This window comes from candidate division KSB1 bacterium (assembly GCA_016214895.1).
Classification (GTDB): domain Bacteria; phylum Electryoneota; class RPQS01; order RPQS01; family RPQS01; genus JACRMR01.
Genome location: JACRMR010000001.1, coordinates 1 through 13935, shown reverse-complemented (window position 1 = coordinate 13935; position 13935 = coordinate 1). Strand labels below are relative to the sequence as shown.

Sequence of the window (13935 nt, the reverse complement as noted above, 5' to 3'; positions counted from 1 at the left end):
TCCCGTTCGGGACCCGACCGCAAAGCCGCGATGGACGGGATGCCTTGCGAGGAAGGAGTGGGTGCTCCTCCTTGCGATTTTCGCGATTTCCTTCTCCCTGCGCCTTGCGTTCCTCCACGAACCGTTCGAACGGGACGAGGGTGCATATGCATATGTCGCACAGGAGGTATTGCGGGGCAGTATACCTTATAAAGACGTGATAGAAATCAAACCTCCCGCTGTCTACTACCTTTATGCGGCCGGAATGTCGATCTTCGGGGAGACGACGGAAGGGGTACGGATCTTCACCGCGTGTTTTTCATTATTAACGGTATTGGCGGTGTTCCTGGTCGCGAGGTATCTAGCCGGGAACGGAGCAGGTCTAGTTGCGGCTCTTCTGTATGGGCTTCTTTCCTCCGCGCCATTTCTGCAAGGCAGCAGCAGCAACACGGAAGTGTTCATGGTGCTCCCCTTGGTGCTGGGCACCTATTATCTATTGCGAGCCATCGACGGGAGAGATCGCAAACACATATTCCTGTGTGGTGTATTGTACGCTGTGGCGATGTTGGTCAAGACAGTGGCGATACCGTTTATCGCGTTGGCGGTAATTTACACAATCTGTCTGCCCAAATCGGATAATGCGTTCAGGGAGTTAATGTTGGATCTTTCGGCTCTTGCTGCGGGTCCTGCGATTCTGGCTTCCATCACCTTGATGTACTTTTTTCTAAACGGTGCACTAGACGATTTCCTTTACTGGAACGTTACAGTTGCAAGGAAATACTCATCTTCAAATATTGGCGGACCGTCTTTTATTACAACGTCGAATCGACTTCTTCCCGAGTTTCTTCCGGTTCTTGTCGCAGCAGTCCCAACATTTTTGTTGTTGTTGAAAGAGCGTAAGCGGAAGGACTCCCTTATTGCGATGACTCTTCCGGCTGCGCTGATCGGGGTGGTCCTTCCGGGCAAGAATTTCCCGCATTATTTCATACAGTTGGTCCCACCCCTTGCGATCCTCGCGGGAATCGGAATGGCACGGCTCTTCGGTGCAAGGCGCCGGATGTTCCATATCTGCGCGGCAATTCTTGCGGTCATGCTGTCCATTTCGGTTTACCGCCAGTACAAATATTACCTGGTCTACACCCCGTACCAAGTCTCTATGCAGAAATACGGGACTACCTTCGTCGAGTCTCTTTATGTGGCTCGCTACCTGTACGACCGAACCCTTCCTTCGGATTACATTTTCCAGTGGGGATTCGAGATGGAGTTGTATTTCCTGACTGGGCGAAGGTCTCCTGTGCCGTTCATCTCGAGCATTTTGGTGGGATGGTCAAAGGATCCCGCCGCAGCAATTCACCGGATGGTTCAGGGGATCAATGAAAAAAAACCGAAATACATTGTGTACCAGAAGGATTGGGGGAATTTCCCTGGTGTCATGGAACTTTCGGGGATAGTGATGCAAGATTACGTTCACGAATCGACAGTCGGTTACGCCCAGATCTATAGACGGAAATAGTTACTGGTTTCCAAATTGGGGAACAAAAACTCGTGAACCGATTATCCCAGAGACTGGTATCATCAAGTTGCATGAAAGTTCGCTACGGCCTCATAACGTAATATTTTACACTTATGATCGAAGTGTGCGTCATGGAATTCTATACTTGGAAACAGTGTGCAGCGGATAGACGAGGGTATAATTATGAGTGAATATTTAAATCGGAATAATGGATCACGATTATCTGGGCCGGAATCCGTATCTGTGGTGGTACCGTGTTATAACGAGTCAGGGAACATCCAATCGCTATGTGAAAGAACATTGGCTATCTTGAAAACGATCACCGATAAGTACGAGATTATACTCGTGAATGATGGTTCTTCTGACAGCACCTTAGATACAATGATTTTGATGTCGGAAAGCGAGAAGAATATCGAATTCATTTCGTTTTCTCGAAATTTTGGTCATGAAGCCGCATCAACCGCCGGGCTGGAAGCTTCAACAGGAGAGGTAACGGTATTGATCGACGCAGACTTACAGGATCCTCCGGAATTGATACGGGATATGATTGAGAAATGGAAGGAAGGGAATGACATTGTTTATGCCGTGAGGAAATCGAGGGAAGGTGAAAGCATTTATAAAAAGTTGACATCGCATGCGTTTTATAAAGTGATCAATTCTCTTTCCAAACCACCGTTGCCTGTTGATACAGGAGATTACAGGTTGATAGACAGAAAAGCATTGGATGCTTTCAAAAAGTGCAGAGAAGTTTGCAGGTTCGTACGTGGGTTATCGACATGGGTTGGGTTTAAACAAACAGGAATATTGTACGATAGAGAAAAAAGACACAAAGGAAAATCGAAATACAATTACATAAAATTATCCGTACTTGCGATAGAGGCGATATCCTCTTTCTCCCTCGCCCCCCTTAGATTTTCACTAATACTCGGGGGTATTGGGATTGTATTTGCGTTGTTGTTGGCGATAGTAATTATATTGCAAAAACTATTTATCGGGAATCCTGTGCAAGGATACGTGTTATTGATGTTGACTGTGCTATTCATGGGTTCAATGAACATACTGTTGCTTGGATTTGTTGCGGAATATGTAGGGAAAATATTTTTAGAAACACAGAAGAGGCCTTTGTACATAGTAGAAAAAACTTCAAAGTCATCATTAATTCAGGATAAGTAGTTGGATAAGTTGTTATTTGAAGAAATGGACAGATTTGAAGAAATACATTGGTGGTTTATTGGTAAGAGGGCAATCGTGATTGAATTGATGAATAAATTCATCCGGCGAAGAAAAACAAGCGGAAAGTTGAAAATTGCAGATTTCGGGGCCGGTACAGGGCATATGCTCAAACATCTTTCGGAATTTGGGGATGTTGCTGGAATGGAAATGTCAGATGAGGCACTCCGTTTCGCTGTTGCAAAATGTGAAAACGTGCGTAAAGGTAATTTGCCGGACAATATTCCTTTTAATGAAAAGGAATTTGATTTTATCGTGTTATCTGATGTTCTTGAGCATATAAAAGATGACGTGAAATCACTAAAGGAAGTGAGGCGATTCATTTCTATTGGAGGAAGTATTATTATTACCGTACCCGCGTACATGTTTCTATATTCCAGCAGGGACAGATATCATGGTCATTTCAGGAGGTATGAAAAGGCTGATATTGTGAAAAAACTCATAGATGCAGGATACAATGTGGAATATGTCTCTTATTACAATTTCATTCTGTTTCCTCTTGCAATTATAGACAGAATGGTTAAAAAGATTTTTTCGGCAAAAATTGAGAAGCCGGATCTTTTTGTCCCAATGTGGCCATTCAATGCAATTTTCAGAGCGGTGTTTTCGCTGGAAGGGAAAGTGATGGCACGGGGGGGAGCCTTCCCTTGGGGATTGTCGATCGTTGCGGTGGCCACCGTGAAATAGGGGTGTAACGTTTCCGAATGAGCCCATAGCTCAGTTGGCAGAGCATCTGACTTTTAATCAGAGGGCCGCTGGTTCGATCCCAGCTGGGCTCACCACCGCGCGCGTCCCCATCGTCTAGTCCGGCCAAGGACACCGCCCTTTCACGGCGGCGACGGGGGTTCAAATCCCCCTGGGGACGCCATCTCTTTCCCATTCGGTTGCATTTTTTCCCCCGCGAGTAAAGAATAGTCCGGTTATGGATTTCCTCCGCCCGGAAAACCTCCTTCGATTCGGATACAAGGACTGCGTGCTCTGCGAGGTGGAGCGGAAGGGCGAGGAGAAGCGGTGCGACCGCTGCTCCGGGAGGCTGGGCCAGCGCGACCGTCTCCTGTGGGAGATCCACAAGGAACGGATCCGCCGCACGGCGGGGATGCTCTCCCTGCTGTATCCCGGGCTCGGGCATTTCTACGCGGGGCGCGTCGCATACGGAATCTTCTGGGCGTCGCTCCTCCCTTTAAGTCTCGGGCTGGTCCTGAACGTCTGGTCGGGAGTGACGTTCGGGCACGCCTTCCTCCTCGCGGAAGCGGGCATGATCTGGTGGCTCTCGTGGCTGGACGCGCGTCGTGGCCCCCGGGAGCCGGTGGCGCCCTGCGAAGGCGCGTGCCCATCCCACATCCACGTGCCGGATTACATCGCGCTGGTCCGCGAGAGACGGCCGCTGGAGGCATTGGCGCTGGTGCACGACAAGCTCCCCTTCGCGGCGTTCTGCGGCCGGGCGTGTCCCCACCCCTGCGAACAGAAATGCGTGCGGAACGAATACGGTGCGCCGATCTCCATCATGGCGATCAAGCGGTACGCGGCGGACATCGGGTACGAGGCGGGGGTCGCGCCGTCGTCCGAGGTCGGGGAAGGGGTCCCCGGACCCAGGGTGGCGGTCGTCGGCGCCGGCGCCGCCGGGCTTTCGGCGGCGAACACCCTTGCGCGCATGGGCGCGCGCGTCACGGTGATCGATTCGAACGAGGAACCGGGCGGAATGATGCGGTATGGTGTCACCGAATTCCGTTTCCCGCACGAGTCGCTCCTGTCCGACGTCAAGGGCATCTTCGCCCGCGGGATCCACTTCCGCGGAGGGGTCACCTTCGGAACGGATGCGACCTTCGCGTCCCTCGAAGCGGAGGGATTCGACGCCGTTCTCGTCGCCGTCGGGACGTGGGAGGCGTTGCGCCTGCCCGGGGCCGGCGGAGAAGACCAGGGTTTCCACGACGCGCTGACGTTCCTCACGCGCGTCCGGAAAAAGCGGCCCCCCCACCTGCACGGCCGCGTCGTGGTGATCGGCGGCGGGAACGTGGCGATCGACGTCGCCCGAACCGCCCTCCGCATGGGATCCCAGGAGGTCACCATCGCCTGCATCGAGTCGCGCGAGACGATGCCCGCCTTCCCCTGGGAGATCGAGGAGGCGCTCGAGGAAGGGGCGAAACTGCTCCCCGGCACGGCGGTGAAGCGGTTCGTGCTGAAGGACGGCCAGGTGACCGGGTTCGAAGCGCTCCGCGTCGAGCGGGTCGATCTCGATCCGAAGGGACGGGTCGTCCCCCGCACGGTGTCGGGCAGCGAATTCGAAGTCGCCGCCGACACGGTGATCATGGCGATCGGCAGCCGGGCGGAGCTCCCGTTCATCCCTCCCACGGCGGTCCGGAAGGCCGTCGACGAAAAGCACCACGTTTTCCGCTTGATTTTTAAGGGGGGGGAATCTAAAATCGCCGCTTATGCCTGCGGGGACTGCGTGCGCGGTCCCGGCACCGTGGTCGAGGCGTCGGCCTCGGGGCGGGTCGCCGCGCTGAATATCTACGGGAACCTGTGCGTCGAAGAGGTCGGGAAGGCGCGGTACAGGGACAACTACCGCAGGCGGTTCGAGCGGCAGGAGCCCGATCGCCCCGAGTGGCGGATACGCCGGCAGGCGGAGCGGCTGCTCCCCGGGAAGCGCCGGGGGACCTTCGAAGAGGTCGAAAAGCGGTTCACCGAAGATTGCGCGCGGCTCGAGTCGGAACGTTGCGCCCGATGCAATCTCTGGCTATAAACCACACGGGGAGGGGGTGAGTTCGAATGAGGAAGTTCGCGACGCTACTGGCAGTCGTCGTGCTGACCGTGTTCTCGGCCGGCGCGATCGTGGCGGCCGACGCTCCGGAAAAGGCCACCATCAAGGATGTCCAGAAGACGAAGGCGGCGGTCACGTTCAACCACAAGGCGCACGGCGAGAAGATCGGCAAGTGCGCGGAGTGCCACCACAAGGACGCGGCGGGCAAGGAGCAGAAGTGCTTCTCCTGCCACAAGGCCGAAAAGGGGAAGGACGCGGTCGCCCTGAAGGACGCCATGCACACCAAGTGCAAGGGGTGCCACCAGAAGGAGAAGAAGGGCCCGACCAAGTGCGACGACTGCCACAAGAAGTAGGCGGTTCGAAGGTCCGGCAATCAAGAGAGGGCGGGGTTTCCCCGCCCTCTTTCCTTATCCGACCGGGCGACGTTTCCGATTGACGGGTCGGCGTCGATTCTGGTATACAGTATACACTCCTCTTAGCCGAAGGTGACCTTGAATGCCCGACGATAAGCGCGCCCCGTCCCCGATGGACCGGGTGTGGGATTTTTTCATATCCGTAAAACTCGCCATCATCACCCTGATCGTCCTGGCGGTCACATCGATCTTCGGCACGATCATCGAGCAGAACCAGCCGCCCGAGAAATACCACCAGATCTACGAGGACTGGGCGTTCGCCCTGATGGACCGGATCAACCTGTTCGACATGTACCACGCCTGGTGGTTCCTGCTCCTGCTGGTGCTCTTCACCGTCAACCTCGCCTGTTGCACCATCGACCGTTTCCCGAGGATGTGGAAGGTCGTCCGGAACCCCCGCACGAAGCTCGACGGGAACCTCGAAAAGACCCTTTCCCAGGTGGACCGGTGGAAGAAGAAGGGGACCGTGCCGGATTGGGCCTCGAAGTACGCAGAGGCGCTCTCGTCCGCCTTCGCGAAACCCGTGGCGACCGAGGAAGGCGGGGAGGTCCACCTGTACGCCGAAAGCGGCGTCGCCTCGCGGTTCGGCGTATACGTCACCCACCTGTCGATCATCATCATCTTCATCGGCGCGATCGTGGGGAACGTGCTCGGGTTCAAGGGGTACGTCAATATCCCCGAAGGAGAATCGGTCTCGCAGGTTCCGGTGCGCGGCGGGAGCCGCGTGCAGGAACTCGGCTTCACCGTCCGGTGCAACAGCTTCCGGGTCGAGACGTACCCGAGCGGCCAGCCGAAGGCGTACATTTCCGACCTGACCGTCCTGGAGGGCGGCCGGGAGGTCCTTCGCAAGAAGGATGTCGTGGTGAACGACCCGCTCCAGTACAAGGGGATCTGGTTCTACCAGTCGAGCTACGGACAGGCCGGGGGCGCGACCGCCCAGGTGGCCGTCCGGAAGGCCGACGGCTCCCCGATGGGAACCCTCGCCCTCCCGCCGAACGAGCCGATGCGGATCGAAGGGTACGGCACGGTCCGCGGCGTGAACTACGATCAGAACCTGCAGGGAAACGGGCCCGCGCTCCAGCTGGTGGTCGACAGGCCGGGGAAGCCTTCGGCGGAGTTCTGGGTGTACCAGTCCCGCCCCGACCTCGACCGGCAGCGGAACGATTCGCTCGTGTTCTCCTTCTCCGGCCTGAACGTCCGGCAATTCACCGGCCTGCAGGTGGCCAAGGACCCCGGCGTCAACGTCGTGTGGCTCGGCTGCGCGCTGATGGTCGTCGGGATCATCATGGCGTTCTTCCTTTCCCACCAGCGCGTGTGGGTCCGGCTATCGAAGTCGCAGGACGGGCGCGTGGAAGTCGTCCTCGCGGGGGCCGCCAGCCGGAACCGGCTTGCCTTCGAAAAGAGATTTGAGAAAATACAGACCGGCGTGAAGGCGGCGGAGCTGTGATCGCCGCTCCGGAGAAAGCCGCAGGAGCCCCGTCCCGATGAGCAACGTCATCCTGTTCAACCTGACCACCGTCCTGTTCGGCGTGGCGTCGGCCCTGTACATCGGAGCCCTCTACGCGAACAACGAGAAGATCTCCGCGTTCGGCACCTGGGTCTGCGTCCTTGCCGCCGTCGTGTCCACCGCCGCCCTCGGGGTCCGCTGGTACGAGTCGTACCAGATGGGGATCGGCCGCATTCCGGTCACCAACCTGTACGAGTCGCTGGTCTTCTTCGCCTGGTCGATCAACCTGTTCTACCTGGTCGTCGAGAGGAAGTACGGCAGCCGCACGTTCGGCGCCTTCGTGATGCCGATCGCATTCGCCACGATGCTGTTCGCCATCAAGGGCGACAGCAGCATCCAGCCGCTGGTCCCCGCGCTGCAGTCGTACTGGCTGCACGCGCACGTCATCACCTGCTTCGTCGGGTACGCCGCGTTCGCCGTGTCCGCCGGCGCCGCCCTCATGTACCTCCTGAAGGCGAAACAGGAGGAGGCGAAGGTGTCGGCGGGGGTGATCGGCCTTCTTCCCGCGTGCAAGACGCTCGACGACCTCGTGTACCGGTCGATCATCTGGGGTTTCCCGTTCCTCACCGCGGGGATCATCACCGGAGCGGCGTGGGCCAACTACGCCTGGGGGACGTACTGGTCGTGGGATCCGAAGGAGACGTGGTCCCTCATCGTGTGGCTGGTGTACGCCGCCTTCCTCCATGCCCGGATCACCCGCGGGTGGTACGGGAAGCGCGCGGCCATCCTGTCGATCGCGGGATTCCTCGCGACCGTCATGTGCTACCTGGGCGTCAACCTGGTTCTTTCCGGCCTCCATTCGTACGGCGGGGGCTGATGCGGTTTTTTCCCGGAGCGACATAGACCAAATCCTCGAACGGCAGGGAGGGGGCGGCATGCGAAAGTTCTGGACGGTGCTCGGCACGACGTTGTTCGCGTTGTCCGTGATGTTCGTCGGGGTCGCGCTTGCCGAGGACACCTGCGTATCGGCCAAGTGCCACGCGCAGATGGGAAAGGCGAAATACATCCACGGTCCCGTGGGGGTCGGCCAGTGCACGGTCTGCCACGCCGAATCGAAGAAGGGGCACCCCACGTCGAAGGGGCCCGACTTCAAGCTGGTGGCCACGGGCAAGGCGCTCTGCGAGAAGTGCCACCAGCCGGTGGACAAGAACGAGTTCAAGCACACCCCCGTGAAGAAGGGGGAGTGCACCGGCTGCCACAACCCTCACCAGTCCGACGCGCCAAAGCAGCTGAAGAAGGTCAAGACTTCGGAGCTCTGCTACAGCTGCCACAAGAACACCCAGATGGTGCGGAAGTTCCAGCACGGGCCGGTCGCATCCGGCGACTGCAACGTGTGCCACAATCCGCACTCCTCCCCGAACAAGTTCCAGCTCGAGGCGAAGGGGAACGACGTATGCTTCCTGTGCCACGAGGACCGGAAAGCCGAGTTCACCCGGAAGTACCCGCACAAGCCGGCCCAGGAGTCGTGCCTCAAGTGCCACGACGCGCACAACTCCGACCATCCGTTCATGCAGTCGATGGAAGGTTCGGCCCTGTGCCTGTCGTGCCACAAGAAGGTCGACGATCACCTCAAGGCCTCCACCGTCCGCCACCAGGCGCTCGACAAGGGGCCGTGCACCACGTGCCACACGCCGCACTCCTCCGATTACCCGCGGCAGCTCAAGACCCACACCAAGGACATCTGCTACACCTGCCACAAGGACATGGGCGCGCAGGTGCGGGCGGCGAAGAACCTCCACGGGCCGGTCCAGCAGAACGACTGCTACGCCTGCCACGACCCGCACGGCAGCGCGAACCCGCTGGTCCTCAAGAAATATTTCCCGAAGGAGTTCTACAAGCCGTACGCCACCGAGTCGTACGCGATGTGCTTCGACTGCCACAACAAGGACATCGCGCTCGACAAGATCACGACGAAGCTCACGAATTTCCGCAACGGCGACACGAACATGCACTTCCTCCACGTGAACAAGGAGAAGGGGCGGTCGTGCAAGGCGTGCCACGAGGTCCACGCGGGGAACCAGGACAAGCACATCCGGAAAGAGGTCCCCTTCGGCGGGAGCTGGAAGCTGCCGGTCAACTTCACGAAAATGCAGAACGGCGGGTCGTGCGTCGTGGGGTGCCACAAGCCGAAGGCGTACGACCGCGTGAACCCGGTGAAGTATGAGTAGGGGGCGGGCGATGGTTCGACATACGTGCCGGGGGTCCGTCGTCCTCTTCACCGTGCTGCTTGCGCTGTTCTTCTCGACGGTGCCGGGAACCGGCGCCGCGTTCCGGAACATGAAGGAGGGGAACCCCGCGATCCCATTCGCCCTGAAGGATTTCGAGGGGAAGGACGTCGCGTTCAAGCCGGATTCGGGGAAGATCACGATCCTGTCGTTCGTCAAGCTCTCCCAGGAGCGGTCGAAGGACCAGTTGAAGGACCTGGTCGCCCTCCACAAGGAGCTTTCGCCGAAGGGAATCGAATTTCTCGTGGTCGCCTCCTACACGGACACCGCGGAGGAGGCGAAAAAGGCGATCGCGGAGTTCGGGATTCCCTTCCCGATTGCCCAGGACAAGGACCAGAAGGTGTACGGCGACTACGGGCTTTTCATCCTCCCCGCCAGCGGTATCATCGGGAAGGACGGGAAGTTCGTCTTCGAGCACAGCAACCACGGCCGCGACTTCAAGGACGTGGTGGGGGGCAAGGCGAAGGTCGTCGCCGGGCTGATGACGGAGGAAGAGTACCGGAAGGGCATCACCCCGGTGGAGTCGGCGAAGAAGAGCAAGGAGGAGAGCGAGTCGGAGCGGCTGATCTCGCTGGGGCGGACGCTCCTCAAGCGCGGGATGCCGGACAAGGCGGCGGAGCGTTTCGGCAAGGCGGTGGAGATCGATCCGAAGAACCCTGCCGCCCGCATCGCCTTCGGGGAATCGCTCGTTGCGTCCAAGAAGTACGACGACGCGCTCGTCCAGTTCACGAAGGCCAGGGAGCTGGCGCCGAACAGCAAGGAGGCCCAGCTGGGAATCGGCACCGTTCACCTGGAGAAGGGGGAGGCCGACAAGGCGATCCGGGAGATCTCCGACGCCGCGATGCTGAACCCGAAGCCCGAGAAGGCGTACTTCTGGCTGGGCGTCGCGTACGAGAAGAAGGGAGACCTTCCCAACGCGGTCAAATATTACCGGAAGGCGGTCGAGAAGTTCATCAAGGAGTAGTCCGGAGGATCGCCATGGCACGATCGGGTTTCCGGGCCGTCCGGGTTGCATGGTTGCCGGTGTTCTTCGCGGCGGGGTGGCTGCTCAACCCCGCCTTTTCCGTGTCCGCGGGAAATGTCGCCGCCCCGGTCCTCGACAAGCCGGGGTACGTCTACCATCCTGACGTGAAGAAGTGCGCGGGGTGCCACCCGGAAGAGCGGAAGGGGTACCGCGTCGCCCGTCCCGTGGACACCATGTGCTACCGGTGCCACGTCCGGAAGGACACGAAGAAGTTCGTGCACGGCCCTCTCGGAAGCGGGGATTGCATCTCCTGCCACGACCCGCACGGCTCCCCGAACCGTTTCCAGGCGGTGGCCGCCCCGGAGGTCCTGTGCAGGATGTGCCACGACCAGAAAAGCTCCGAGAAGCATCTGAAGCAGGCTAGGGCAACGGGGTGCGTGTCGTGCCACGACCCGCACTCCGCCGACAAAAGCTTCCTTCGGAAATAACGGAAGGATGCGGGAGGCTTGTCCCCCGCGATCGGAAACGATGAAACGTCCGGGAAGCACAGGAAAGATCGTCGCGGCGGCCCTGGTGTTCGCCGCCGGCCTCTACGCCGCCCCGAAGGCGGCCGCGGCGTTCAAGAACGTGCAGGCGGGGGCCGAAGCCCCGCCGTTCAAGCTGGCGGATCTCGCCGGCAAGCAGGTCTCCCTCGAGTCGTTCAAGGGGGACAACGCGGTGCTGGTCGTCTTCTGGGCGACCTGGAGCAGCCGGTCGCTCGCGGAGCTGGCCGATGTCCAGAAACTCGTCGATACGCTCGGTCCGAAAGGATTGAAGGCGATCGCGGTCAACGTCGAGCACGAGCACACGGCGGACGAGGATATGAGAACCATCCGGGAGAAGGCCGCCTCCCTCAAGCTGACCTACCCCGTCGTTCTCGACCCGGGGCTGGAGACGTTCCGCAACTACGGCGTCGTGGCGGTCCCCTCCACGGCGATCCTCGGAGCCGGGAACGTCCTTCGCGAGGCATACAACGGATACCCGACGTACGTCTTTCTCGAAATGAAGGGGCTTGCGGAATCGCTCCTCGGGATGAAGCCGAAGGAGGAAGCCGCCGTCGCGAAGGCCGATGCCGGGTACAAGCCCAAACGGCAGGCGCTGCTCAACTACAACCTCGGGCGCCGGCTGTACGCTTTCGGGATGCTCGACAAATCGGAGCCGAAGCTGAAAATGGCCGCGGCGGCGGACCCGAAGTGGGCCGCCCCCAACATCCTGCTGGGAGACGCGTACCTGTCCCTGGCGAAGAAGGACAAGTCGAGGCTGGAGGAGGCGAAGAAAGCGTTCGAGGCGGCGATCGCGTCCGAGGGGGAAAACGTGATGGCACGGACCGGACTCGCGCGCGTATACTGGGCGATGGGCGATGCGGGAAGCGCCGAGCGCGAGGCGGACGAGGCGCTGAAGAAAGGGGCCGCGTACCCGCCGGCCCTGCTCCTCAAGGCCGCCGTCATGGCCCGCAAGGGAGACGTCGCCGGAGCTTCGGTGCGGATCCGCGAGGCGATCGACCTGAACCCGATGGACGCGCAGACGCGGGCGCTCGCGGGACGGGCGTACGAGGAGGCGAAGGAGCTCGGGAAGGCCGCCGCGATGTACCGGAAGGCCTGGGAGCTCGGCGGGGAGCGGTAATCCCGGGGGGAGGCAGGGGATGAAAGGGCGTCCGATCGCCTTCATCGTGACGGTCGCAGGCGCCGCGGCGATCCTGGGGTACGGCATCTTCCGGGAGGAGATCGGCGAGGTGCTGTTCAACGCCGCGATGCTTTGACTGTCGTGCATAGGGGTCGGGTGACCCCTTGAGGTACCTGAAGCGCCGGATCTTCCAGGGGATGGGAAGCATCCTCCCCAACTCGTACGTCCAGGGGTTCCTCTCCGCGGTCCTGTACCAGGGTTCCCTGAAAAGCGTCTGTTCTCCCCTGCTGAACTGCTACGCCTGCCCTTCGGCGCTGTTTTCCTGCCCCATCGGCACGCTGCAGCACTTCATGGTCACCGGGAACATCCCGTTCTACGGAGCGGGGACGCTGGCCGCCGTCGGAGCGTCCGTGGGACGGATGACGTGCGGGACCCTCTGCCCGTTCGGATTCCTCCAGGACCTGCTGTACAAATTCCGGGCATGGAAGGTGTCCATCCCGGTCTGGACGCGGTATATCCGGTACGCCGTCCTTCTCGGGCTGGTGTTCATCATCCCGTACCTCACCCACGAGAACTGGTTCTCGAAGCTGTGCCCGATGGGAACGCTGATCGGGGGCCTCCCGTGGGTGACGCTCAACCTGAACGTCCGGTCGATGATCCGGGCGCTGTTCTGGGTCAAGATCGGGATCCTGCTCTTCTTCATCACCACTTCGACGATGGTCAAGCGGCCGTTCTGCCGCGCCATCTGCCCCCTGGGGGCGATCTTCTCCGTCTTCAACAAGTCGAGCTTCCTGCAGCTCGCCTGGAACCCGGACACGTGCACGAAGTGCGGGAAGTGCCGGAAGATCTGCCCGGTGGACATCCGCCCCGACCGGAACGCCACCAATCCCGACTGCCTCCGGTGCCTCGACTGCACCCGGTGCCCCAGCCTGAAACTCACCACGGTGTTCCACAAGGAACCGTTCGGGTCCCCCGAAGGCCGGGGGATGGGCGAACTCTCCGGAGCCCCGACGCGTTGAACCGCCTTTTCCCGCGGCTGGCGATCCTGGCCGCCCTCCTCGCGCCGATTCCGTCCGGCGCCGGGCAGGGGGGCGCCGGGATCCTTTTCCCGCCGGACCTGACGCTCGCCACGGAGCCGAAGATCCGGGTTTACGCGTTTCGGGCGGAGAAAGGGGGGCCGGACAACGTTTCCGTCAACGGGATTCCCGCCGCGCCGCTCGATGGAGACACGTTCCTGAAAGGGGAGATCCCGCTGTACCCGGGGTTGAACACGGTGCGGGTGGGCGGATCGGCCGTTCGCGTCTTCGCGCTGCCCGGGGCCAAGATGGAGGACTTCCGGACCGCTACCGGAGGCGGCGAAGAATTGGTGTACCGGGCGTTCCGCATGCACGCCGCGCTCGACGAAGGATGCGAGACGTGCCATTCCGTCGAAGGGGGAACGCTCAAGGCCAAGGAGCAGAAAGAGGCGTGCTACTCCTGCCACAACGACTTCTCCAAGGGCGAGGGAGGGAAGAAGGTCTACCTCCACGCGCCGGTCGCGGCGGGTGAGTGCACCGGTTGCCACGACCCCCACTTTTCCGCGCGTCCGAAGCTCCAGAAGCTGGAGAAAGGGTGCCTCGAGTGCCACGACCCGTTCCCGGCGGGAAAGTCGGTCCACGAGCCCGTCGCGGACGGGGAGTGCGTG

At 60.1% G+C, this 13935-nt stretch carries 13 protein-coding genes and 2 tRNA genes; all 15 read left to right on the top strand.

Annotation, left to right across the window (positions count from 1 at the left end; all coding sequences use genetic code 11):
• Positions 1 to 61 precede the first annotated feature (61 nt).
• The gene (locus HZB60_00075; protein ID MBI5058160.1) at positions 62 to 1492 is read left to right on the top strand and encodes a glycosyltransferase family 39 protein; all 1431 of its coding nucleotides are present in this window, start codon (positions 62 to 64) and stop codon (positions 1490 to 1492) included.
• Between the two features lie 183 nt (positions 1493 to 1675).
• Entirely contained in the window at positions 1676 to 2665 is a 990-nt protein-coding gene (locus HZB60_00070) for a glycosyltransferase family 2 protein (protein MBI5058159.1), read from the top strand.
• Positions 2666 to 3409 (top strand): class I SAM-dependent methyltransferase, encoded by a 744-nt coding sequence (locus HZB60_00065; GenBank protein ID MBI5058158.1) that lies wholly within the window; start codon positions 2666 to 2668, stop codon positions 3407 to 3409. It abuts the gene before it with no gap.
• A gap of 19 nt (positions 3410 to 3428) precedes the next feature.
• A tRNA-Lys gene (locus HZB60_00060) sits at positions 3429 to 3504 on the top strand.
• 8 nt (positions 3505 to 3512) lie between these two features.
• Positions 3513 to 3590 (top strand) — tRNA-Glu (locus tag HZB60_00055).
• Between the two features lie 54 nt (positions 3591 to 3644).
• The gene (locus HZB60_00050; GenBank protein MBI5058157.1) at positions 3645 to 5462 is read left to right on the top strand and encodes an FAD-dependent oxidoreductase; all 1818 of its coding nucleotides are present in this window, start codon (positions 3645 to 3647) and stop codon (positions 5460 to 5462) included.
• Between the two features lie 26 nt (positions 5463 to 5488).
• A complete protein-coding gene (locus HZB60_00045; GenBank protein ID MBI5058156.1) occupies positions 5489 to 5833 on the top strand; it encodes a cytochrome c3 family protein in 345 nt (114 codons plus the stop codon).
• 142 nt (positions 5834 to 5975) lie between these two features.
• The gene (locus HZB60_00040; GenBank protein MBI5058155.1) at positions 5976 to 7340 is read left to right on the top strand and encodes a cytochrome c biogenesis protein ResB; all 1365 of its coding nucleotides are present in this window, start codon (positions 5976 to 5978) and stop codon (positions 7338 to 7340) included.
• A 37-nt stretch (positions 7341 to 7377) separates the two neighbouring features.
• A complete protein-coding gene (ccsB, locus tag HZB60_00035; GenBank protein MBI5058154.1) occupies positions 7378 to 8217 on the top strand; it encodes a c-type cytochrome biogenesis protein CcsB in 840 nt (279 codons plus the stop codon).
• Between the two features lie 58 nt (positions 8218 to 8275).
• Positions 8276 to 9568 (top strand): cytochrome C, encoded by a 1293-nt coding sequence (locus tag HZB60_00030; protein ID MBI5058153.1) that lies wholly within the window; start codon positions 8276 to 8278, stop codon positions 9566 to 9568.
• A 10-nt stretch (positions 9569 to 9578) separates the two neighbouring features.
• Entirely contained in the window at positions 9579 to 10589 is a 1011-nt protein-coding gene (locus HZB60_00025) for a tetratricopeptide repeat protein (protein ID MBI5058152.1), read from the top strand.
• 14 nt (positions 10590 to 10603) lie between these two features.
• Complete coding sequence (locus HZB60_00020; GenBank protein MBI5058151.1) at positions 10604 to 11077, top strand: hypothetical protein; 474 nt, start codon at positions 10604 to 10606, stop codon at positions 11075 to 11077.
• A 40-nt stretch (positions 11078 to 11117) separates the two neighbouring features.
• Entirely contained in the window at positions 11118 to 12251 is a 1134-nt protein-coding gene (locus tag HZB60_00015) for a redoxin domain-containing protein (GenBank protein ID MBI5058150.1), read from the top strand.
• A gap of 164 nt (positions 12252 to 12415) precedes the next feature.
• Positions 12416 to 13270, top strand: a complete 855-nt coding sequence (locus HZB60_00010; GenBank protein MBI5058149.1) for a 4Fe-4S binding protein — start codon at positions 12416 to 12418, stop codon at positions 13268 to 13270.
• On the top strand, positions 13267 to 13935 hold a 669-nt coding region (locus HZB60_00005; protein ID MBI5058148.1), incomplete at its 3' end, for a cytochrome c3 family protein. The genes HZB60_00010 and HZB60_00005, both read left to right, overlap by 4 nt.

Excerpts from the sequence above, each read along its gene's own strand:
- HZB60_00070 (MBI5058159.1), top strand. The coding sequence starts at position 1,676 with ATGAGTGAATATTTAAATCGGAATAATGGATCACGATTATCTGGGCCG.
- HZB60_00050 (MBI5058157.1), top strand. The coding sequence starts at position 3,645 with ATGGATTTCCTCCGCCCGGAAAACCTCCTTCGATTCGGATACAAGGAC.
- HZB60_00045 (MBI5058156.1), top strand. The coding sequence starts at position 5,489 with ATGAGGAAGTTCGCGACGCTACTGGCAGTCGTCGTGCTGACCGTGTTC.
- HZB60_00040 (MBI5058155.1), top strand. The coding sequence starts at position 5,976 with ATGCCCGACGATAAGCGCGCCCCGTCCCCGATGGACCGGGTGTGGGAT.
- ccsB (MBI5058154.1), top strand. The coding sequence starts at position 7,378 with ATGAGCAACGTCATCCTGTTCAACCTGACCACCGTCCTGTTCGGCGTG.
- HZB60_00030 (MBI5058153.1), top strand. The coding sequence starts at position 8,276 with ATGCGAAAGTTCTGGACGGTGCTCGGCACGACGTTGTTCGCGTTGTCC.
- HZB60_00025 (MBI5058152.1), top strand. The coding sequence starts at position 9,579 with ATGGTTCGACATACGTGCCGGGGGTCCGTCGTCCTCTTCACCGTGCTG.
- HZB60_00020 (MBI5058151.1), top strand. The coding sequence starts at position 10,604 with ATGGCACGATCGGGTTTCCGGGCCGTCCGGGTTGCATGGTTGCCGGTG.
- HZB60_00015 (MBI5058150.1), top strand. The coding sequence starts at position 11,118 with ATGAAACGTCCGGGAAGCACAGGAAAGATCGTCGCGGCGGCCCTGGTG.